Source organism: Mycobacterium paraseoulense (assembly GCF_010731655.1).
GTDB classification, from domain to species: Bacteria; Actinomycetota; Actinomycetes; order Mycobacteriales; family Mycobacteriaceae; genus Mycobacterium; species Mycobacterium paraseoulense.
Window position 1 is genome coordinate 333,758 of the sequence record NZ_AP022619.1, and the last position, 24,966, is coordinate 358,723.

A 24,966-nucleotide genomic window follows, 5' to 3' on the forward strand; every position below is an offset into this window, starting at 1 on the left:
TTCGGACTGTTGCACTTATGTTGACTAAGTTGACGGAGATACTGTGCTCGTCGGCCCATTCGACGACGACATCGGCAGCTCTGCCTCATTAGCGGCGACGAGTGGCAACAGCGGCGAGGATCCGCCACGGACCGCGCCGGATATGTATTAGCGGAACCGGACAGGCATTGCGGAGGAGTTCGGTCGAGCGGCCGTCAACCGGGGGTTTCAAGGGTGAGCCCTATGGTTGGGAAGTTGGATGGAGCTTGGTGACCGGGCACTTCCGCTTACTCGCGGACAACTAGACATCTGGCTGGCCCACGAGACGGGCCACTCCGGCACGGAATGGCAGATCGGACTCTTCGTCACGATCGACGGCAGGGTTGAACGTGATGCCCTGAAGTGGGCGATCCGCCAGGCCATCGAAGAAGCCGAACCCACCCGGGCCTCTTTCGTCGAGGCGGATGGCCAGGTCTTCCAACGGGCGGTCGACTATCCGGACGTCGAACTGGCCTTCCATGACCTGACCGCATCGCGCGACGCCGTCGACGAAGCCAGGCGGATGGCGCTGTCGATCCAGCGAACGCCCATGCCGCTCTCGGGCCCGCTGTTCCGATTCGCCCTTTTCCAGACCCGTGCCGACGAATTCCACCTGTTCGCCTGCTGCCACCACATCGTCATCGACGGAACCGGTGTCGCGCTCGTCGGGCACCGCATCGCCTCCATCTACTCGGCCATCGTCTCCGCCGCCCCCATCCCGCCGGCCGTCTTCGGCTCACTGCGGGATCTGGTCGACTGCGAGGCGAAGTACGAAGGGTCCGGCGACTACCGCAACGACGAGGCCTACTGGGCTCAGCACCTCCCCGCGGACGACGCCGGCCCACATCGTGGGCCGCCCACCGGGGAACGGGATCCGTGGCCGTCCGCGCCGGTCGCGTTGGACTCGGGCATCCTGCGCCGGGTCAACAAGGTGTCTGAGGTGTGGGGCGTGTCCCAAACGTCGGTCATCACCGCCGCATGCGCGTTGTTGGTGCGCGGGTGGGGCGGACACGGCTCGGAGGTGGTCCTCGACTTCCCGGTCAACAGGCGCGTGCTTCCCGAGTCGAAAACCCTCCCCGGCATGGTGGCCGGCGTGGTGCCGCTGGTGTTGCGCGTCGCGCCACAGCTCAGCGTCGCCGAGTTCTGCCGACAGGTCGACACACGTATTCGGGAATCCGTTGAGCACCAACGGTTTCCGGTGCAAGCGCTGGAGCGCAAAGCCCGTGGGCCGGCGGGGCCGGCCGAGCGGGTGAGCGTCAATTTCATCCCGTCCGCATTTACCTTGCCGTTCGGCGGTGTCACCGCCTCCGCGTCGTACACCAACTCCGGCCAGGCGAGTGGCTTCGGTTTGATCTTTTCCACCGATGGTGACCGGCTTTTCCTCAGCACGGCGGGCGCGTGGGGGCCGTTTTCCCGCCTCGACGTCGCCCAGTTGGCGGAAAGCTTGCAGCGCGTGCTGGTGGCGTTGACGGCGGACACGACGAGGCGGTTGCTGACCATCGATGTGCTCGACGAGTCCGAGCATGATCGGCTGGCCGCCTTGGGCAAGCGGGACGGGTTGGGCCGGCCCGTGGTTTCCGGGGCGTCGATTCCGGAGTTGTTTGCGGTTCAGGCGGGTCGCGCGCCCGGGGCCGCGGCGGTGTCGTGCGGGGCGCGGTCGTGGTCGTATCGCGAGGTCGATGAGGCGTCGAACCGGTTGGCGCGCCGGCTCATTGACAGTGGTGTGGGCCGGGGGGCGTGCGTAGGACTGGTGGTGGAGCGCTCCGGGGAGGCCGTGATTGCGGTCCTGGGGGTACTGAAGGCGGGGGCGGCGTACGTGCCGATCGATCCCGGGTCGCCGGTGCGGCGGGTGGAGTTCATGCTCGCCGACGCCGCGCCGGTGGTGGTGATCGTTTCAGCCGGGTTACGGTCGCTGTTGGGCGGGTTTTCCGGGCCGGTGATCGACCTTGACGATCCGGCGATCGAGGAGCAGTCGTGTGCCGCGGTGGTGGGGCCGGGCGCCGATGACGTGGCGCACGTGATCTACACGTCGGGTACGACGGGGCTCCCCAAGGGCGTGGCGGTCACTCATCGCAACGTCACGCAATTGTTCGAGGCGTTGGCCGGTGATGGGCTGCTGGCGACGGGACACGTGTGGTCGCAGTGCCATTCGTTGGCTTTCGACTTTTCGGTGTGGGAGATCTGGGGGGCGCTGTTGCACGGGGGGCACCTGGTGGTGGTGCCCGATGCGGTGGTCCGGTGCGCGGACGACCTGCAGGCGTTGGTGATTGGCGAGCGGGTGTCCGTGTTGACGCAGACGCCGTCCGCGGCGGGAGCGTTGTCGCCGCAGGGGGTGGAGGCGGCGTTGGTGGTGGGGGCCGAAGCGTGCCCGGCGGCGGTGGTGGACCGGTGGGCGCCGGGGCGAGTCATGGTCAATGTGTATGGGCCCACGGAGACCACGATGTGGGCGGCCAAGAGCGCACCCTTGGTGGCGGGTTCGGGGGCGCCGGCGATCGGGGCGCCCGTGGCGGGCGCGGCGTTCTTCGTGCTGGACAGCTGGTTGCGCCCGGTGCCGGCCGGCGTGGTCGGCGAGCTGTATGTGGCCGGAGCCGGGGTCGGTGTGGGCTACGTGGGCCGGGCGGGGTTGACCGGGTCGCGGTTTGTGGCGTGTCCATTTGGCGGGGTGGGGACGCGGATGTATCGGACGGGGGATTTGGTGTGGTGGGGCTCCGATGGGCAGCTCCGATATGTGGGACGGACCGACGAACAGGTCAAAGTCCGCGGGTACCGCATCGAGTTGGGGGAAATCCACACGGCGCTAACAGCTTTGGAGGGCGTCGAACAGGTGGCGGTGATCGCCCGGGAGGACCGCCCCGGCGACCGGCGGCTGGTCGCCTACCTCACCGGCGGCGCCGAACCGACCGTGGTGCGCGCCGCGCTGGCCGAGCGGCTCCCGGACTACATGATCCCCGCCGCGATCGTCCCGTTGGCATCCCTGCCCCTTACCCTCAACGGCAAGCTCGACACCCACGCCCTACCCCCACCCGAATACACCGACACCGATCGCTACCGCGCCCCGGCCACCCTCACCGAAGAGATCCTCGCCGGGATCTACGCAAAGGTTCTTGGCCTTGGCAGGGTCGGGGCCGACGACTCCTTCTTCGATCTGGGCGGGGATTCGCTGTCGGCCATGCGTCTGGTCGCCGCGATCAATGCCAGCCTCGATGCCAACCTTTCGGTGCGGGCCTTGTTCGAGACACCGACGATTCGCCGGCTGGCGCCCCGCCTGCACGAGGGGGCGGGCTGGTTGCCGCGGGTGGAGGCCGGTGTGCGCCCCGGGGTGGTGCCGTTGTCGTTCGCCCAGTCGCGGTTGTGGTTCCTCGATCAATTGCACGGGTCGTCGCCGGTGCACAACATGGCGGTGGCGCTGCGCTTGCGCGGACGCCTGGATGCCGACGTGCTCGGGATGGCGCTGGCCGACGTGGTGGCGCGGCATGAAAGCCTGCGCACCGTCTTCGTCGCGCCCGACGGCATCCCGCGGCAAGTGGTCGTCCCCGTGGGGCAATTCGATTTCGGGTGGCAAGTCGTGGATGCCAGTGGGTGGCCGGCCGACCGGCTGGCCGAGGCCGTCGAGGGGGCTGCGCGTTACTCGTTTGATTTGGCGGTTGAGATTCCGTTGCGGGCAAGGCTCTTTCGGGTCGGCGAGCGTGAGCATGTGTTGGTGGCGGTGGCTCATCATATTGCTGCCGATGGGTGGTCGATTACGCCGTTGGTGCGTGATCTAGGCGTGGCGTATGCCAGCCGGTGTGCCGGTGAGGCGCCGGGGTGGGCTGAATTGCCGGTCCAGTACGTCGATTACACGTTGTGGCAACGCGCCCAGTTCGGCGACCTCGATGACCCGCATAGCGCGATCACCGCGCAGCTGACGTATTGGCTGGATGCGCTGGCGGGGATGCCGGAGCGCCTGGAGTTGCCGACGGACCGGCCGTATCCGGTGGTGGCCGATTACCAGGGTGCGCGGGTGGCGGTGGAGTGGCCCGCGGAGTTGCAACAACGAGTGAGTGAGGTGGCCGGTGAGCATAATGCGACCAGTTTCATGGTGGTGCAGTCCGCGTTGGCGGTCTTATTGGCCAAGCTGGGAGCGACTTCAGATGTGGCGGTGGGTTTTCCGATCGCCGGGCGTCGTGATCCCGCGCTTGATGAGCTGGTCGGATTCTTCGTCAACACGTTGGTATTGCGCACCGATTTGGGTGGAAATCCGACCGTGGCTGAGGTCTTCGCCCAGGTCCGCCAGCGCAGCCTGGCCGCCTACGAACACCAAGACCTGCCCTTCGAAGTCCTCGTCGAACGGCTGCACCCGACCCGCAGCCTCACCCACCACCCCCTGATCCAGGTCGTCCTCGCCTGGCAGAACTTGCCCTGGCAGCACAGCGGCCCCGCCGCCGGGCTGACGTTGGGAGACGTGCAAGCCAGCCCGGTGCCGTTGGATACCCAAGTCGCCCGGATGGATTTGGTGTTCTCGCTCGCTGAGCGGTGGACCGAGGATGGTCGGCCGGCGGGGATCGGTGGGGCGGTGGAGTTTCGTACCGATGTGTTCAACACCGCCCGGGTGGAGGGGTTGGTCGAGCAGTTGCGTCGGGTGTTGGTGGCGATGACCGGTGATCCGGCGCGGTTGTTGTCGTCGATTGAGGTGCTCGATGACGGTGAGCGTGCCCGTCTTGGGGTGGTTGGTAATCGGGCGGTGTTGGGTGGGCCGGTGCCGGTGGGGGTGTCGATTCCGGAGTTGTTCGCCGCTCAGGTGGTTCGCGACGCCGAGGCGGTGGCGATCAGCTTCGGGGAGCGTTCGTGGACGTATGGGGAGGTCGATGAGTCGTCGAATCGGTTGGCGCGCCTGCTCGTTGAGTACGGTGCCGGTCCGGGGGAGTGTGTGGCGCTGGTGGCCGAGCGCTGTGCCGAGGCGGTGGTGGCGATCCTGGCGGTGCTCAAGACCGGGGCGGCCTACCTGCCCGTCGATCCGGGCCTGCCCACGGCGCGAATCGACTTCATGCTCGCCGACGCCGCCCCGATCGCCGCCGTCACCGCCGCGGACGTCCGGTCGCGGCTCGACGAAACCGACCTGGCCGTCATCGATATCGACGACCCCGCCGCCGAGACTCGACCCAGCGACGCGCTGCCCGCGCCGTCCCCCGAGGACATCGCCTACATCATCTACACGTCCGGCACGACCGGGGTTCCCAAGGGCGTGGCCGTAGCGCACCGCAACGTCACGGAACTGCTCGATTCCGTCAATGACGAGCTGGCGCTCGGGCGGGTCTGGTCGCAGTGCCACTCGTTGGCGTTCGACTTCTCGGTGTGGGAGATCTTCGGGTCGCTGCTGCGCGGTGCCCGGCTGGTGATCGTGCCCGACGTCGTCGTGCGCTCGCCAGAAGAACTGCACGCCATGCTGATTCGCGAACAGGTCAGCGTGCTCAGCCAGACGCCCTCGGCGTTCTACGCGCTCGCGCCCGAGCTGGGCCGGCAGCTGAAGCTGCGGACCGTGGTCTTCGGCGGCGAGGCGCTGGAACCGCAGCGGCTGGGTAAGTGGTTGCGCAACCGGCCGGGGCTGCCGCGGCTGATCAACATGTATGGCATCACCGAGACCACGGTGCACGCCTCGTTCCGCAGGATCGTCGACGGGGACGTCGACAGCGGCGCCAGCCCCATCGGTGTGCCGTTGGCGCACCTGGGCTTCTTCGTGTTGGATGCGTGGCTTAATCCGGTGCCGGTGGGTGTGGTGGGTGAGTTGTATGTGGCCGGGCGTGGGGTGGCGTGTGGGTATGTGGGCCGATCGGGGTTGACGGCGTCGCGGTTTGTGGCGTGTCCGTTTGGTGGGGTCGGGTCGCGGATGTATCGCACGGGGGATTTGGTGCGTTGGGGTGCCGATGGGCAGCTGCGGTATGTGGGGCGGGCCGATGAGCAGGTCAAGGTTCGGGGGTATCGCATCGAGTTGGGCGAAGTCCGCACGGCGTTAACCGGTTTGGATGGCGTCACGCAGGCGGTGGTGGTCGTGCGTGAGGATCGCCCCGGCGAAAAGCGTTTGGTCGCTTATGTCACCGGGGCCGCCGACCCGGCCGCGATCCGCGCGCGGTTGGCCGATCGGTTGCCCCCCTACATGGTCCCGGCCGCGGTCGTCGCGCTCGAGGAACTGCCGCTGACCATCAACGGCAAACTCGACACCCGCGCCCTGCCCCCACCCGACTACCAAGAAGGTGGCGAATACCGGCCCCCGGCCACCCCGGTCGAGGAAATCCTCTCCGACATCTACGCCCGGGTGCTGGGGCTGGAGCGCGTCGGGGCCGAGGAATCGTTCTTCGACCTCGGCGGGGACTCGTTGTCGGCCATGCGTTTGGTGGCTGCGATCACTACCGGCTTGGACGCCCACCTCGAAGTGCGAACCCTGTTCGAGGCGCCCACCATTCGCCAGTTGGCGCCGCGGCTCAGGGCGGGTGGGGGCCGGCCCGCCCGGGTGGTGCCCGGGGTGCGGCCGGCGGTGGTGCCGTTGTCATTCGCTCAGAACCGGTTGTGGTTCACCGATCAATTGCAGGGGCCGTCACCGGTTTACAACATGGCCGCGGCGATGCAGCTCGACGGGCGCCTGGATGTCGAGGCGCTCGGGGCGGCGCTCGGCGATGTGGTGGCCCGACACGAAAGCCTGCGCACGGTGTTCGCCGCACCCGAGGGAACCCCGAAGCAGGTGGTCATCCCCGCCGAGCGCGCCGACTTCGGTTGGCGGGTGGTGGACGCCAGCGCGTGGCCGGCGGGCCGTCTCGACGCGGCCGTCGAGGCCGCGGCGCGCCACACATTCGATCTGGCCACCGAAGTCCCCTTGCGCGCCCAGCTTTTCAGGGTCGGACCCGACCGGCACGTACTGGTGGCCGCCGTCCACCACATCGCCGCCGATGGCTCCTCGCTGGCCCCGCTGGTGCGCGATCTCGGGACGGCGTACGCCAGCCGGTGTTCGGGTGAAGCGCCGGCGTGGGCGCCGCTGCCGGTGCAGTACATCGATTACACGCTGTGGCAGCGGGCCAGCCTGGGTGAACTCGACGACCCGGACAGCCCCGTCGGCGGCCAGCTGCGCTACTGGCAACAGGCCTTGGCCGAGCTGCCCGGGCATCTTCGGCTACCGACCGACAGGCCCTACCCTCCGGTGGCCGACTATCGCGGGTCCAGCGTGGCCGTGGAGTGGCCGGCGGAGTTGCAGCAACGGGTGCGCGAGACTGCCCGCGAGCACAATGCGACGAGCTTCATGGTGGTCCAAGCCGCCCTGGCGGTGCTGCTGGCCAAAGTCAGTGCGACCGCGGATGTGGCGGTGGGCTTTCCGATCTCCGGCCGGCGCGATCCGGCGCTCGACGACCTGGTGGGCCTCTTCGTCAACACCTTGGTGCTCCGCGTCGATCTGACCGGAAACCCCACTCTCGCAGAGGTATTGGCGCAGGTGCGGCAGCGCAGCCTCGCCGCCTACGAGCACCAGGACGTGCCGTTCGAGGTCCTGGTGGAACGACTCAACCCCACCCGCAGCCTCACTCACCATCCGCTGGTGCAGGTCATGTTGACCTGGCAGAACGACAACCCGGCCGAACTGAGCCTGGGCGATCTGCGCGTGACTGCACTGCCCCTGCACACGCGCACGGCCCGCACGGATCTGGTGTTCTCGCTGGCCGAACGCTGGACCGACGACGACCAGCCCGCCGGCATCGGTGGGGCGGTGGAATTCCGCACCGACGTTTTCGACGCCGGCACCGTCGAGGCGTTGGTCGAGCGGCTGCGCCGCGTGTTGGTTTCGTTGACGACCGACACGGCCCGGCCCCTGTCTGCCGTTGACGTGCTCGACGAGCCCGAGCATGCCCGCCTGCGTGCCCTCGGCAACCAACACGAGCTCAGTCGGCCCGCACCGCCGGGGGTGTCGATTCCGGCGTTGTTTGCCGTTCAGGTGGGGCGTGCGCCTGGGGCGGTGGCGGTCACCTGTGGGGGTCGGTCGGTGTCGTACGGCGAGTTGGATGAGGCGTCGAGTCGGGTGGCGCACTGGTTGATCGGTGTGGGTGCGGGTCCGGGTTGCGCTGTGGGGGTGATGTTTACGCGCTCGGTTGAGGCGATTGTGGCGATTGTGGGGGTGCTCAAGTCGGGGGCGGCGTATGTGCCGATCGATGCGGGGTTGCCGGCGGCGCGGGTGGAGTTCATGCTGGCTGACACCGCGCCGGTGGCGGTGGTGAGCACCGGCGCGTTGGTCGAGAAGCTGGCCGGGTATGGCCTGCCGGTGTTGGATGTGGCCGATCCGGTGTTGCAGCGCCAGCCGGTGAGCGCGCCGCCGCCGCCGGGCGCGGATGAGGTGGCGCACATCATTTACACCTCGGGGACGACCGGGGTGCCCAAGGCGGTGGCGGTGAGCCACGCCAATGTGACGCGGTTGTTCGACGCGGCGGCGGTGGGGGTGGCGTTGACGCGCGCGCAGGTGTGGAGCCAGTTCCATTCGTATGCCTTTGACTTTTCGGTGTGGGAGATCTGGGGGGCGTTGCTGCATGGGGGGCGGCTGGTGGTGGTGCCCGAGGCGGTGGCGCGTTCGCCCGAGGACTTCCACGCGTTGTTGGTTGCTGAGCGGGTGACGGTGTTGAGTCAGACCCCGGCGGCGGTGCGGATGCTCTCGCCGCAGGGTTTGCAGGGGATGGCCTTGGTGATCGGGGCCGAGCCGGTGCCCGCGGAGGTGGTGGATCGCTGGGCGCCGGGGCGGGTGATGGTCAACGTCTACGGGCCGACCGAGACCACGATCTTGGCTTCGGCCAGCGCGCCGTTGGTGGCCAGGTCGGGGGCGCCGGCGATTGGGTCGGCGGTACCCGGGGCGGGGTTGTTCGTGCTGGATGGCTGGTTGCGGCCGGTGCCGGTCGGGGTGGTCGGGGAGTTGTATGTCGCCGGGCGCGGGGTCGGGCTGGGCTATCTGGGTCGGGCGGGGTTGACCGCGTCGCGGTTCGTGGCGTGCCCGTTCGGCGGGCCCGGGCAGCGGATGTATCGCACCGGGGACCTGGTGTGCTGGGGCCCCGACGGCCAGTTGCGGTATGTGGGGCGCGCCGATGAGCAGGTCAAGATCCGCGGGTACCGCATCGAGGTCGGCGAGATCCGCGCGGCGCTGGCCGGCCTGGATGGGGTCGAGCAGGCCGTGGTGATCGTGCGCGAGGACCGCCCCGGCGACAAGCGCCTGGTCGGCTACCTCACCGGCACCGCCGAACCGACCGCGCTGCGCGCCGCGCTGGCCCAGCGCCTACCCGGCTACATGATCCCGGCCGCCCTGGTCACCCTCGCCGACCTGCCCACCACCCTCAACGGCAAACTCGACACCCGCGCCCTACCCCCACCCGAATACACCGACACCGGGTACCGCGCGCCGACCAACCCCACCGAAGAAATCGTGGCCGGCATCTACGCACAAGTCCTGGGTCTCAAACGGGTCGGAGTGGACGACTCTTTCTTCGACATCGGCGGCGACTCGCTCTCGGCCATGCGCGTGATCGCGGCGATCAATAGCGGCTTCGCTACCGCCCTTTCGGTGCGCGCCCTGTTCGAGGCGCCCACGGTGGCGCAGCTGGTACCCCGCATCGGCGGCGGCGGAGGCGGCCTCGCGCCGCTGGTGGCCGGCCCCCGGCCCGCGGTGATCCCGCTGTCGTTCGCCCAGAGCCGGTTGTGGTTCCTCGACCAATTGCAGGGCCCGTCACCGGTCTACAACATGGCCGCAGCGCTGCGCCTGGTCGGGACGCTGGACGCCGACGCATTGCGCGCCGCGTTGGACGACGTGGTGACCCGCCACGAAACCCTGCGGACGGTGTTCTCCGCACCCGAGGGAACCCCGCAGCAGGTCGTCCTGCCGCCCTCGCAAACCCGCGTCGGATGGGACGTGGTGAACACCGACGGATGGTCGGCGAGCCGACTGGAGGAAGCCGTCGAGGCCGCTGCGCGTTACTCGTTCGATTTGGCGGTTGAGCTTCCGTTGCGGGCGACGCTCTTCCGGGTGGGTGCGGGTGAGCATGTGTTGGTGGCGGTGGCTCATCATATTGCTGCCGATGGGTGGTCGATTACGCCGTTGGTGCGTGATCTAGGCGTGGCGTATGCCAGCCGGTGTGCCGGTGGGGCGCCGGGGTGGGCTGAATTGCCGGTCCAGTACGTCGATTACACGTTGTGGCAACGCGCGCAGTTCGGCGACCTCGATGACCCGCGTAGCGCGATCGCCGCGCAGTTGGCGTATTGGCTGGATGCGTTGGCGGGGATGCCGGAGCGCCTGGAGTTGCCGACGGACCGGCCGTATCCGGTGGTGGCCGATTACCGGGGTGCGCGGGTGGCGGTGGAGTGGCCCGCGGAGTTGCAACAACGAGTGAGTGAGGTGGCCGCTGGGCATAATGCGACCAGTTTCATGGTGGTGCAGTCCGCGTTGGCGGTCTTATTGGCCAAGCTGGGAGCGACTTCGGATGTGGCGGTGGGTTTTCCGATCGCCGGGCGTCGTGATCCCGCGCTTGATGAGCTGGTCGGATTCTTCGTCAACACGTTGGTATTGCGCACCGATTTGTCGGGGAACCCCACGGTCGCCGAGGTATTGGATCAGGTGCGACAGCGCAGCCTGGCCGCCTACGAACACCAGGACGTGCCCTTCGAGGTCCTCGTCGAACGGCTGCACCCGGCCCGCAGCCTCAGCCGCCACCCCCTGATCCAGGTCGTCCTCGCCTGGCAAAACGTCGACCTCGCCGAGCTGGCCCTCGGCGATCTGCAGGTCACCCCGCTGTCTACCGACACGCGAAGCGCCCGGATGGATTTGGTGTTCTCGCTCGCTGAGCGGTGGACCGAGGATGGTCGGCCGGCGGGGATCGGTGGGGCGGTGGAGTTTCGTACCGATGTGTTCAACACCGCCCGGGTGGAGGGGTTGGTCGAGCAGTTGCGTCGGGTGTTGGTGGCGATGACCGGTGATCCGGCGCGGCGGTTGTCGTCGATTGAGGTGCTCGATGACGTTGAGCGTGCCCGTCTTGGGGTGGTCGGTAATCGGGCGGTGTTGGGTGGGCCGGTGCCGGTGGGGGTGTCGATTCCGGAGTTGTTCGCCGCTCAGGTGGTTCGCGACGCCGAGGCGGTGGCGATCAGCTTCGGGGAGCGTTCGTGGACGTATGGGGAGGTCGATGAGTCGTCGAATCGGTTGGCGCGCCTGCTCGTTGAGTACGGTGCCGGTCCGGGGGAGTGTGTGGCGCTGGTGGCCGAGCGCTGTGCCGAGGCGGTGGTGGCGATCCTGGCGGTGCTCAAGACCGGGGCGGCCTACCTGCCCGTCGATCCGGGCCTGCCCACGGCGCGAATCGACTTCATGCTCGCCGACGCCATACCGGTCGCCGCGATCGCCACCCCCGAACTGCGCCCACGGCTCGACGGAACCGACCTGGCCGTCATCGACTTCGACGACCCCGAAATCGCAATCCAACCCCGCAGCGCGCCACCGGTCCCCGACCCCGAGAACATTGCCTACATCATCTACACCTCGGGCACGACCGGGGTTCCCAAGGGCGTGGCGGTCACCCACCACAACGTCACCCAACTGCTCGAATCGGTGGACGGCGAGCTCGAACTCGGATACGTCTGGTCGCAGTGCCACTCGTTGGCGTTCGACTTCTCGGTGTGGGAGATCTTCGGGTCGCTGCTGCGCGGTGCCCGGCTGGTGATCGTGCCCGACGCCGTGGTCCGTTCACCAGAAGAACTGCACGCCATGCTGATTCGCGAACAGGTCAGCGTGCTCAGCCACACCCCGTCCGCGGTGGCGGCGCTGTCGCCGCAGGGTCTGGAGTCGGTCGCGACGCTGGTGATGGGCGGCGAACCCTGTCCACCCGAGGTGGTCGACCGATGGGCTACCGGACGCGTGATGGTCAACCAATACGGTCCGACCGAGACCACGATGTACGCGGCGATGACCCCGCCGCTCGCCGCCGGAACCGGAGCGCCCCCGATCGGGTCCCCGGTGCCCGGCGCGGCGTTGGTCGTGTTGGATGCGTGGCTTAATCCGGTGCCGGTGGGTGTGGTTGGTGAGTTGTATGTGGCCGGGCGTGGGGTGGCGTGTGGGTATGTGGGCCGATCGGGGTTGACGGCGTCGCGGTTTGTGGCGTGTCCGTTTGGTGGGGTCGGGTCGCGGATGTATCGCACGGGGGATTTGGTGCGTTGGGGTGCCGATGGGCAGCTGCGGTATGTGGGGCGGGCCGATGAGCAGGTCAAGGTTCGGGGGTATCGCATCGAGTTGGGCGAGATCCGGGCGGCGCTTAGCGGTGTGCGGGGGGTGGGGCAGGCGGTGGTGGTCGTGCGTGAGGATCGCCCCGGCGAAAAGCGTTTGGTCGCTTATGTCACCGGGGCCGCCGACCCGGCCGCCGTTCGTGCGCAGTTGGCCGATCGGTTGCCGCCCTACATGGTCCCGGCCGCGGTCGTCGCGCTCGAGGAACTGCCGTTGACCCTCAACGGCAAACTCGACACCCGCGCCCTGCCCCCACCCGACTACCAAAGCGCCGAACAGTATCGCGCTCCCGGCGACGCCGTCGAACAGATCCTGGCCGGCATTTACGCCCAGGTGCTCGGCGTCGAGCGCGTCGGCGCCGACGACTCCTTCTTCGACCTCGGCGGAGACAGCATCCTGTCGATGCAGGTGGTCGCCCGGGCCAGGGCGGCCGGCGTCCTGTTCCGCCCGCGCGACGTCTTCGTCGAGCAGACGGTGGCCCGGCTGGCCCGGGTGGCCGGCGTGGCCACCGAGGACGACGTGGTCGACGAGGGCATCGGCCCCGTCACCGCGACGCCGATCATGCGCTGGCTGCAGCAGGTCGACGGGCCGGTCGACGAGTTCAACCAGACCATGGTGGTGCGGGCGCCGGACGGGGTCACCCGCGACGACGTGGTGGTGCTGCTGCAGGCCTTGATCGATAGGCACCCGATGCTGCGGCTGCGTGTCGACGACGACGGTGCCGGCGGCTGGTCGCTGCATGCGCCCGACCCCGGCACGGTCGACGCCCGCGGGTGCGTGCACACCGTCGACGCGTTGTCCGAAGCGGCGCTGGTGGCGGCGCGGTCGTGGTTGAACCCCGCCGCGGGGGTGATGCTGCGGGCGGTCTGGGCGGAGTCCACCGGCCGACTGGCGTTGATCGTCCACCACCTCGCCGTCGACGGGGTGTCCTGGCGAATCCTGTTGGAAGATCTCAATATCGCATGGGCTCAGCAGCGCAGTGGCCAGCCCGTGGCGCTGCCCCCAGGCGGGACGTCGTTCGCCCGGTGGTCGGCGCTGCTGGCGGAGCACGCCCGCCGGCCGGAGGTCGTCGAGAAGGCGGAGGTCTGGCGGCGGGTGGCGGCGACGCCCGCCGCGTTGCCTGCGGTGCGCCCGTGTGCCGACACGTACGAGTCGGCCGAACACCTGTCGGTGTCACTGGATGCCGAAACCACTCGCATGTTGCTGGGGGCAGTGCCGGCGGCGTTTCACGCCGGTGTCCAGGACATTTTGGTGGTCGCCCTCGGGTTGGCGATCAACGAATTCCTGGGCACCGGCGCGCCGCTCTGCATCGACGTCGAGGGCCACGGTCGCGACGAGCACGTGGGCCCGCACGTCGACCTGTCGCGCACCGTCGGGTGGTTCACCGCCAAATACCCGGTCGCACTGAGCCTCGGCAGGCCGCGCTGGCCGAAGGTCGAGGCGGGCGCGGCCGAGCTGGGTGCGCTCGTCAAGGACGCCAAGGAACAGTTGCGCGCCGTCCCGGACGGGCTGACGTACGGGCTCCTGCGGTACCTGAATCCGGAAGTGGGCCTGGGCGATTCGGACCCGGCGATCGGGTTCAACTACCTGGGACGGCTCGGCGGGGCGGGCGAGCTGCCGGACGAGCTGTGGCGGCTCGATCAGGACGGCCTGGCGTTGACCGGCGCGATGGCCGCGCTGCCGATCCCGCTGGGGCACCCGCTGGAACTGAACGCCGGCACGATGGACACGACGAATGGCCCCCGCCTGCACGCCAATTGGACGTGGGCGCCGTCGGCGCTGCGGCGCGACCAAGTCGGCCGGCTCAGCCGATTGTGGTGTGAGGCCCTGGCCGGCATCTGCGCGCATGTACGCAACGGCGGGGGCGGCCTGACCCCGTCGGACATCGCCCCCGCCCGGCTGGGCCAGCGCCAGATCGACGACCTCTGCCGACAGCACGCGATCGCCGACATATTGCCGCTGACGCCGCTGCAGCGAGGACTGCTCTTCCACACCAGCACCGGCGTGGACACCGGGGACGACGTGTACGCGGTGCAGCTCGACATCACCGTCTGCGGCCCCCTCGACCCGCAGCGCCTGGGCGAGTCGGTTCGCGCCATGCTCACCCGGCATCCCAACCTGATGGCCCGGTTCTGCGACGAGTTCGACGAGCCGGTGCAGATCATCCCGGCCGACCCGGCCATGACGTGGCGCTACCTCCAACTCGACGCCGATGACCCCGACCCGGACGAGCAGATCGAGCGGCTGTGCGCCGCCGAACGGTCCGCGGTGTGCGACGTGGCCGCCCGCCCGGCGTTCCGGGCCGCGCTGGTGCGCACCGCGAACCAGCGGCACCGCTTCGTGCTGACCGTCCACCACATCGTGATGGATGGCTGGTCGCTCCCGATCGTGCTGCAGGAGATCTTCGCCGGTTATTACCGAGAGCGACTGCCGCCGGCGGCGCCGTATCGCAACTACCTCACCTGGCTGGCGGACCGCGACGGGGCGGCCGCGCAAGCGGCCTGGCGCCAGGTGCTCGACGGCTTCGACAGCCCGACGTTGGTGCGCCCGGCGGGCCCGGCGGGGCGTCGGGGCGTCGCCACCGTCGCATTGCCCGCGGACACCACCCGGGCCCTCGGCGGGCTGGCCCGTTCGTCGCACACCACGGTCAGCACCGTCCTGCAGGCGGCCTGGGCGCAGCTGCTGACATGGCTGACCGGCCAGGGCGACGTGGTCTTCGGCACCGTCGTGTCCGGCCGTCCGCCCGAGGTGAGCGGCGCCGAATCGATGGTGGGCCTGCTGATCAACACCGTTCCGGTGCGGGCGACCATCACCCCGACCACCACCGTCACCGGGCTGCTCGACCAGCTGCGCCGGGCCCACAACCAGACCCTCGAACACGAGCACCTGGCGCTGCCCGAAATCCACCGCGCCACCGGCCACGACCAGTTGTTCGACACGTTGTTCGTGTACGAGAACTACCCGATCGACACCGCCGCGTTGGCGGGCGCTCACGAAGTCAGCGTCACCGACTTCAGCAGCCGCGAGTTCAACCACTATCCGCTCTCGGTGCAGGCCGTGCCGGGCGACGAGCTGGGCCTGCGTGTCGAATTCGACACCCACGTATTCGATGAGGCCGGCATCCGGGCGCTGACCGACCGGTTGCGCCGGGTGTTGGCGGCCATGGCCGCCGACCCCGCCCGCCCGCTGTCGACAATCGACGCCCTCGACGAGTCGGAACACGCCCACCTGGCCGCGTGGGGGAACCGGGCGGTACTGACCGAGCCGGTGACCGGGCCGTCGATTCCGGAGGCGTTCGCCACCCAGGTGGCCCGCACGCCGGAGGCGGTGGCGGTGACCGTCGAAGGCCGCTCCATGACGTATCGGGAGCTGGACGAGGCCGCGGACCGCCTGGCTTACCTGCTGGCGTCACGCGGCGCCGGGCCCGGACACTTTGTGGGACTGTTGTTTTCGCGGTCCGCGGAGGCGATCGTCGCGATCCTGGCCGTGCTCAAGACGGGGGCGGCTTACCTGCCGATCGACCCCGGCCTGCCGGCGGCGCGGATGGGGTTCATGATCGCCGACGCCACCCCGATCTTGGCCGTCACCACGGCGGGGCTTCGGCCGCTTCTGGACGGGTGCGACGTGCCGGTCATCGATGTCACCGATCCGGCGGTGCACACCCACCCCGTCATCGCGTTGACCGCACCGGCCCCCGACGACATCGCGTACCTGATCTACACGTCGGGCACCACGGGCGTCCCGAAGGGCGTCGCGGTCACCCACCACAACGTGACTCAGCTGATGACGTCGCTGCATGCGCCCCTGCCCGCGGCCGGCGTCTGGTCGCAGTGCCACTCGCTGGCCTTCGACGTCTCGGTCCAGGAAATCTTCGGCGCGCTGCTCGGCGGGGGCCGGCTGGTCGTGGTGCCCGAGCCGGTGGTCCACGCACCGGAAGACCTGCGCGCCTTGCTGATTCGGGAAGGGGTCGGTGTCCTGAGCCAAACCCCGTCCGAGGCGGGCGCGCTGTCGCCGGAGGGCCTGGACGCGGTGGCGATGGTGATCGGCGGCGAAGCGTGCCCGCCCGAACTGGTCGATCGGTGGGCGCCGGGCCGGGTGATGGTCAACGCCTACGGACCGACCGAGACCACCGTGGACGCGGCGATCAGCGCGCCGCTGACCGCGGGAGCCGGAGCGCCGATCGGGCCACCGGTGTCCGGCGCCGCGTTCATGGTGCTGGACAGGTGGTTACGGCCGGTGCCGGCCGGGGTGGTCGGGGAGTTGTATGTGGCCGGTCGCGGTGTCGCGTGCGGGTACCTGGGCAGGCCCGGCTTGACGGCGTCGCGGTTCGTGGCGTGCCCGTTCGGCGGGACCGCGACGCGCATGTACCGCACCGGCGACCTGGTGTGCTGGAACCCCGACGGGCAGCTGCGGTACGTGCGCCGCGCCGACGATCAGGTCAAGGTCCGCGGGCATCGCATCGAACTCGGCGAAATTCGCGCCGCGCTCACCGGTTTCGAGGGCGTGGAACAGGCGGCGGTGATCGCCCGGGAGGGCCGGTTGGTCGGCTACGTGACGGGGGCCGTCGACCCCGACGCGATACGCGCCGCGCTCGCCGAGCGGTTGCCGGCCTACATGGTGCCCGCCGCGGTGATCCGATTGGACGCGATCCCGTTGACGCTCAACGGCAAACTGGACAAGCGGGCCCTACCGGCGCCGAAATACCACGACGCCGACTCCTACCGCGCCCCGGCGACCCCGGTCGAGGCGATCCTGGCCGAGATCTACGCCCGCGTGCTGGGATTGGCCCGGGTGGGGGTCGAGGAATCGTTCTTCGACCTGGGTGGCGATTCACTGGCGGCCATGCGCCTGGTCGCCGCCGTCAACGCGGGCCTGGACGCGCAGCTGTCAGTGCGTGCGGTGTTCGAGGCGCCCACCGTTCGCGGGCTCGCGCCGAACCTGGGTTCGGGCGGCGGTGGACCGACGCGCGTGGTGGCCGGCGCGCGACCCGAGACACTGCCGTTGTCCTTCGCACAGTCCCGGCTGTGGTTCATCGACCAGCTGCACGGGCCGTCGCCGGTCTACAACATGGCCGCGGCGCTGCGCCTGCGCGGGGACCTGGACACCGACGCGTTGGGCGCCGCGCTGGCCGATGTCGCCGCGCGCCACGAAAGCCTGCGCACGGTGTTCGTCGCCGCCGAGGGGACTCCCCAACAGGTCGTGCTGCCGCCGGAGCGCGCCGAGATTGACGCGGTCGACGCGACCGGATGGTCACCGGCCCGGTTGAGCGAGGCCGTCGAGGCCGTGGCCGCACATCCCTTTGACCTGGCCACCGAGATCCCGCTGCGGGCACGGCTTTTCAGGATCGCCCCGGACGATCATGTGCTGGTGGCCGTGGTGCACCACATCGCCGCCGACGGCTGGTCGCTCACCCCGCTGGTGCGCGATCTCGGCCTGGCCTACGCCAGCCGGTGCGCGGGCCGGCCGCCGGGATGGGCGCCGCTGCCGGTGCAATACGCCGACTACACCCTGTGGCAGCGGGCCCAGCTCGGCGATCTGGACGATCCGGACAGCCCGATCGCCGGCCAGCTGCGCTACTGGCACGAGGCGCTGGCCGGGATGCCCGAGCGTCTCGACCTGCCCACCGACCGGCCCTACCCCGCGGTCGCCGATTACCGCGGGGCCAGTGTGGGCGTCGAGTGGCCGGCCGAGCTGCAGGACCGGGTGCGCGAGGTGGCGCGGGCGCACAACGCCACCAGTTTCATGGTGATCCAGGCCGCCCTGGCGGTGCTGCTCGCCAAGCTGGCCGCGAGTTCGGATGTGGCCGTAGGCTTTCCGATCGCGGGGCGCCGCGATCCCGCCCTCGACGAGGTGGTCGGCTTCTTCGTCAACACCCTGGTGTTGCGGGTCGAGCTGGCCGGGGATCCCACCGTCGCGGAGCTGCTGGACCAGGTGCGGCGGCGTAGCCTGGCCGCCTACGAGCACCAGGACGTGCCGTTCGAGGTGCTCGTGGAGCGGCTCAACCCCACCCGCAGCCTGGGGCACCACCCGCTGGTTCAGGTGATTCTGGCCTGGCAGAACAACGAGCCGGCCGACCTGGTTCTGGGCGATCTGCAGGTGTCCCCGCTGCCGGTCGACACCCGAACGGCCCGCACCGATCTGTTGTTCTCGCTGGCCGAACGCTGGACCGGTGACGGCCGGCCCGCCGGGATTGCCGGGGCCGTCGAGTTCCGCACCGACGTGTTCGACACGGCCACCGTCGCAACGCTCGTCGCGCGGCTTCAACGGGTGGTGGCGGCCATGACCACCGACCCCGCCCGCCGCCTGTCGACGATCGATGTGCTCGACGAGGCAGAACATACCCGCCTCGAGGTGATCGGCAACCACGCCGCGCTGACCCGGCCCGCCCCCCCGGCGAGGTCCATTTCGGACGCGTTCGCCGCGCAGGTGCACCGCGCGCCGGAGGCGGTGGCCATCAGCTGCGAGGGGCGCTGCCTGACGTACCGCGAGGTCGACGACTCGGCGGATCGCCTGGCGCACCGGCTCGTCGAGCACGGCGCGGGCCCGGGGGAGCGGGTCGCGCTGCTGATGCCCCGGTCGGCGGAGGCCGTCGTGGCGATCCTGGCGGTGCTCAAAACCGGGGCGGCCTACCTGCCGATCGATCCGGGGCTGCCGGCCGCGCGGATCGGCTTCGTGCTCACCGACGCCGCCCCGGCCGCCGTGATCACCGTCGAAGGCCTGCGGTCGAGGCTCGGCGGGTGCGGTGTACCCGTCATCGACGTCGACGACCCCGAGCTGCACGGCCGCCCCGGCGCGCCGCTACCGGCCCCGTCGCCCGAGGACATCGCATACGTGATCTACACGTCGGGCACGACCGGTACGCCCAAGGGCGTCGGCGTCACCCACCGAAACGTCATCCAGCTGCTGGAGGCGCTGGACGCCGAGATGGAGCTGGGCCAGGTGTGGACGCTGTGCCACTCCCTGGCCTTCGACTACTCGGTGTGGGAGATGTTCGGCGCGCTGCTGCACGGGGGTCGTCTGGTGGTGGTGCCCGACGCGGTGGTCCGCTCCCCAGAAGACCTGCACGCCTTGCTGGTTCGTGAACAGGTCGACGTCCTGAGCCAGACACCGTCGGCCTTTTACGGGCTGCAAACCGCCGACGCGCTCGCACCCGATGTCGCTCAACGACTCAAGCTGCAGACGCTGGTGTTCGGTGGTGAAACGCTCGAGCCCCGGCGGCTGGGCACGTGGCTGGACAGCCACCCGGGACGCCCGCGCATCATCAACATGTACGGCACCACCGAGACCACGGTGCACGCGTCGTTCCGCGAGATCGTCGACGGCGACGCCGACGGCGACGCCAGCCCCATCGGAATTCCCTTGGCGCACCTCGCCTTTTTCGTGCTGGATAACTGGTTGCGGCCGGTGCCGGCCGGTGTGGTGGGCGAGCTGTACGTCGCCGGCCGCGGGGTGGCGTGCGGGTATTTGGGCCGGCCCGGCCTCACGGCGTCGCGGTTCGTGCCATGCCCATCCGGAGCGCCGGGAGAACGCATGTATCGCACCGGGGATGTGGTGCGCTGGAGCGCAGACGGGCTGCGATACGTCGGCCGCGCCGACGAGCAGGTCAAGATCCGTGGCTATCGCATCGAGCCCGGCGAGATCCGCACGGCCCTCACCGAGTTGGCCGGTGTGCGGCAGGCCGCGGTGATCGTCCGCGAGGACCGTCCGGGGGACAGGCGGCTGGTGGGCTACGTGACCGGCGACGCCGACCCGGCCGTGCTCCGCGCCGCACTCGCCGAGCGGCTGCCCGCCTACATGGTGCCGGCCGCGATCGTCGCCCTGGAGGCAATCCCGTTGACGGTCAACGGCAAACTGGACACGCGCGCCCTGCCGGCGCCCGCCTACCGCGACACCGGCCGGTACCGCGCCCCCACGACCCCCACCGAAGAGATCCTGGCCGGCATCTACGCCCAGGTCCTGGGCGTCGACCGGGTCGGCGTCGACGACTCGTTCTTCGATCTGGGCGGCGATTCGCTCGCGGCCATGCGGCTGATCGCGGCCGTCAACGCCGGCCTGAACGTCCACCTCGGCGTGCGATCACTGTTCGAGGCGCCCACGATTCACCGGTTGGCGCCGCGGCTCGGCAGCGACGGGGCGGGGCGCACACCGTTGGTGGCGATCGAGCGGCCCGCGGTGATCCCGTTGTCCTTCGCCCAATCCCGGTTATGGTTCCTCGACCAGTTGCAGGGGCCGTCGGCGGTGTACAACATGGCGGCGGCGCTGCGGCTGGACGGGCGCCTGGACGCCGACGCGTTCGCTGCCGCGCTGGGCGACGTGGTGGCCCGCCACGAAAGCCTGCGCACGGTCTTCGTCGCGGCGGAGGGGACCCCGCAACAGCTCGTGCTCGCGCCCGAACAGGCCGACGTCCGGTGCGACCTGGTCGACGCCTCCGCCTGGTCGCCGGACCAGCTGGCGGAGGCCGTCGAGTCGGTGGCGCATTACGCGTTCGACCTGTGCAACGAGATCCCCTTGCGCGCATGGCTTTTCCGCACCGCGGTGGATGAACACGTGTTGGTGGCGGTGCTGCACCACATCGCCGCCGACGGGCTGTCGCTGACCCCGCTGGTGCGTGACCTCGGCGTGGCCTACGCCGGCCGGTGCGCGGGCGAGGCCCCGGCGTGGGCGCCGTTGCCGGTGCAGTACGCCGATTACGCGCTCTGGCAGCGCACGCATTTCGGGGACCCGGACGACCCGGACAGCCCCATCGCCGGACAGCTGCGATTCTGGGAACACACCCTGGCCGGAATGCCCGAGCGACTGGTGCTGCCCACCGATCGGCCCTACCCGCTGGTGGCCGATCACCGCGGGGCGACCGTCGGCGTGCGGTGGTCGGCCGAGTTGCAGCAGCGGGTGCGCGAACTGGCGCGCGCGCACAACGCGACCAGCTTCATGGTCGTCCAGGCCGCCCTGGCGGTGCTGCTGTCGACGCTGAGCGGAAGCAGCGAGGTCGCCGTCGGCTTCCCGATCGCCGGCCGCCGCGATCCACTGCTCGACGACGTGGTGGGCTTCTTCGTCAACACCCTGGTGCTGCGGACGGACCTGGGCGGGGACCCGACGGTCGCCCAGGTGCTGGAGCGGGTCCGCGGGCGCAGCCTGGCCGCCTACGAACACCAGGACGTCCCCTTCGAGGTGCTGGTGGAGCGGCTCCGCCCCGCCCGCAGCCTCAGCCATCATCCGCTGGTGCAGGTGATGTTGGCCTGGCAGAACAACGATCCCGGCGACGTGATCCTGGGCGATCTGCACGTCACCCCGCTGCCGGTGGACAGCCACACCGCCCGCATGGACCTGACCTTCTCGCTGGCCGAACACTGGGGCGACGCCGGTGAACCCGCCGGGATCGGCGGGCAGGTCGAGTTCCGCACCGACGTGTTCGACGCCCGCACCATCGAAGCGCTGATCAAACGCCTGCACCAGGTGCTGGTGGCCATCACCGCCGACCCAGGCCGGCCGTTGTCGTCGATCGACGTGCTCGACGACGACGAGCGCGCCCGCCTCGACGACTGGGGTAACCGCGCGGTGTCAGACCGGCCGATGACCTGGCCGTCGATCCTGGAAGTGTTCGACACGCAGGTGGACCGCGCCCCGGAAGCGGTGGCTGTCCGCTGCGGTGACCGCTCGATCACCTATCGGGAACTCAACCGCGCCGCGAACCGGTTGGCGCACTTGTTGATCGGCCACGGGGCCGGCCCGGGCGAATGCGTGGGTCTGCTCGTGGACCGCTCGGCGGAGGCGGTCGTGTCGATCCTGGCGGTGCTCAAGACCGGGGCGGCGTACCTGCCGATCGACCCCGGGCTGCCCGCGGCGCGGATCGCGTTCATCCTCACCGACGCCGCGCCCGTCGCGGCGCTGACGACCGCCGACCACCGATCACGGCTGGACGGCTTCCAAGGTGCGGTCGTCGATGTCGACGATCCCGCCCTCGACGCCCAGTCCGGCGGTCCGCCCCCGGCGATGCCGACGGCCGAGGACATCGCCTACATCACCTATACGTCCGGCACCACCGGGACGCCCAAAGGCGTTGCGGTCACTCACCGCAACGTCACGCAGCTGTTCGCCCCCCTCGAGGCGCCCGTGCCGGTAGCCGGCGTGTGGTCGCAGAGCCATTCGCTGGTGTTCGACGTGTCGGTGTGGGAGATCTTCGGCGCGCTGCTGCACGGCGGGCGGGTGCTGGTGGTGCCCGACGCGACGGCCCGTTCCCCGGAAGACCTGCATGCCCTGCTGAGCGCCGAAGACGTCAGCGTGCTGACCCAGACGCCGTCCGAGGCCGCGATGCTCGCGGTGGCGGGCTTGGACTCGGCCGCCCTGGTGGTCGCCGGCGAGGCGTGCCCGCAAGAGGTGGTGGACCGGTGGGCGCCCGGGCGGACCATGCTCAACGTCTACGGTCCGACCGAGACCACGATGTGCGTGGCGATCAGCGCGCCGCTGGTGCCCGAGTCGGGAACACCGCCGATCGGAGCACCGGTGCCGGGGGCGGCGCTGTTCGTGCTCGACGGGTGGCTGCGGCCGGTGCCCGCCGGGGTCATCGGCGAGCTGTATGTGGCCGGAGCCGGCCTGACGTACGGGTACGTGCGCCGCGCGGGCCTGACCGCGTCGCGGTTCGTTGCCTGCCCGTTCGGTGCGCCCGGACAACGGATGTATCGCACCGGGGATGTGGTGTGTTGGGGCCCGGACGGGCAACTGCGGTATCTGGGCCGCGCCGACGAACAGGTGAAGATCCGCGGGCACCGCGTCGAACTCGGCGAGGTCCGCGCCGCCCTGGCCGCCCTGGACGGCGTTGAGCAGGCGGCGGTGATCGCGCGCGAGGACCGGCCCGGCGACAGGCGGCTGGTGGGGTACGTCACGGGCACCGCCGGCCCGGCCGCCCTGCGCGTGGCCCTGGGCGATCGGTTGCCCTCCTATATGGTCCCGGCGGCGGTGGTGACCGTGGACGCGCTGCCGTTGACGGTCAACGGCAAACTCGACACCCGGGCCTTGCCGGCACCGGAGTACAGCGACGTTGACCGCTACCGCCCGCCGGCCACGCCGGTCGAGGAGACCCTGGCCGACATCTACGCCCAGGTGCTGGGGGTGGAGCGGGTCGGAGTGGAGGAGTCGTTCTTCGACCTGGGCGGTGACTCGCTGTCGGCGATGCGCCTGGTTGCCGCGATCCACACCACCCTCGGCATCCATCTGCCGGTGCGCGCCGTGTTCGACGCGCCGGCCGTGCGGAACTTGAGCCAGCAATTGGATTGGCAGAATGGCGATTTCGAGTCCGCATCGCGGACCGGTCCCAGCTTCGCCTCGGTGCACGGCCGCGACGCCACCGAGGTGTATGCGAGTGATCTGACGTTGGACAAGTTCATCGATGCCGCGACGCTGAGCGCTGCGCCGTCGTTGCCGGGCCCGGGTCCGCAGGTGCGGACGGTCCTGTTGACCGGGGCGACGGGCTTTTTGGGGCGTTATCTTCTGCTGCAGTGGCTCGAGCAGCTGGAGCTGGTCGACGGCAAGTTGATCTGTCTGGTGCGGGCCGGCTCTGACGAGGAGGCGCGCCAGCGGCTGGAGAAGACCTTCGATAGCGGTGACCCGAAGTTGTTGCGGTACTTCCAGGAGCTGGCCGCCGACCACCTCGAGGTTGTCGCCGGTGACAAGGGCGCGGCGAACCTCGGCCTGGACGAGCCGACGTGGCAGCGGTTGGCCGACACCGTGGATCTGATCGTGGACTCGGCGGCTCTGGTCAACGGCGTGCTGCCCTACAGCGAGCTGTTCGGTCCGAACGTCGCCGGCACCGCCGAACTCATCAGGTTGGCGTTGACCACCAAACACAAGGCCTACTCGTACGTCTCGACCGCGAACGTCGGGGACGGGGTCGACGCGGAGGCGTTCACCGAGGACGCCGACATCCGGGTCATCAGCCCCATTCGCATCGTCGACGGCGGCTACGCCAACGGCTACGGCAACAGCAAGTGGGCCGGCGAGGTGCTGCTGCGGGAGGCCCATGACCTGTGCGGGCTGCCGGTCTCGGTGTTCCGCTGCGACATGATCCTGTCCGACACCAGCTACTCGGGGCAGCTGAACCTGTCGGACATGTTCACCCGGATGGTGCTGAGCCTGGTGGCCACCGGCATCGCGCCGCGCTCGTTCTATCGACTCGACGCCGAGGGCGACCGGCAACGTGCGCACTTCGATGCGCTGCCGGTGGAGTTCGTGGCCGAGGCGATCACCACGCTGGGCACCCAGGTGGTGGAGGGGTTCGAGACGTATCACGTGATGAACCCCCACGACGACGGCGTCGGCATCGACGAGTACGTCGACTGGCTGATCGAGGCCGGCTACCCGATCGAGCGGGTCGACGACTTCGGCGAGTGGCTGCAACGCTTCGAGGCCGCCCTGCGTGATCTCCCGGAGCGCCAGCGGCAACACTCGGTGCTGCCGCTGTTGCAGTTGCCGAGCACCCAGCAGGTCGAACCCGGTGAGCCCGGCCGCGGTTCGCTCGCCCCGACCGACCGGTTCCGTGCGGCGGTGCGGGAAGCCAAGATCGGCCCCGACAGCGACGATCCGGACATCCCGCACATCTCGCCGCCGGTGATCGTCAAGTACGTCACCGACCTGCGGCTGCTCGGGCTGCTGTAAACGTTTGAGCGGCAACGGATTTCACGTGGAAGGGCCGAAATACCCGGCAT

General features: G+C 69.8%; 1 protein-coding gene. It reads left to right on the plus strand.

The genetic code is table 11. The features are described from left to right. Positions 1 to 238: 238 nt before the first annotated feature. Entirely contained in the window at positions 239 to 24,916 is a 24,678-nt protein-coding gene (locus G6N51_RS01545) for a non-ribosomal peptide synthase/polyketide synthase (RefSeq protein WP_163750612.1), read from the plus strand. Positions 24,917 to 24,966 lie beyond the last annotated feature (50 nt).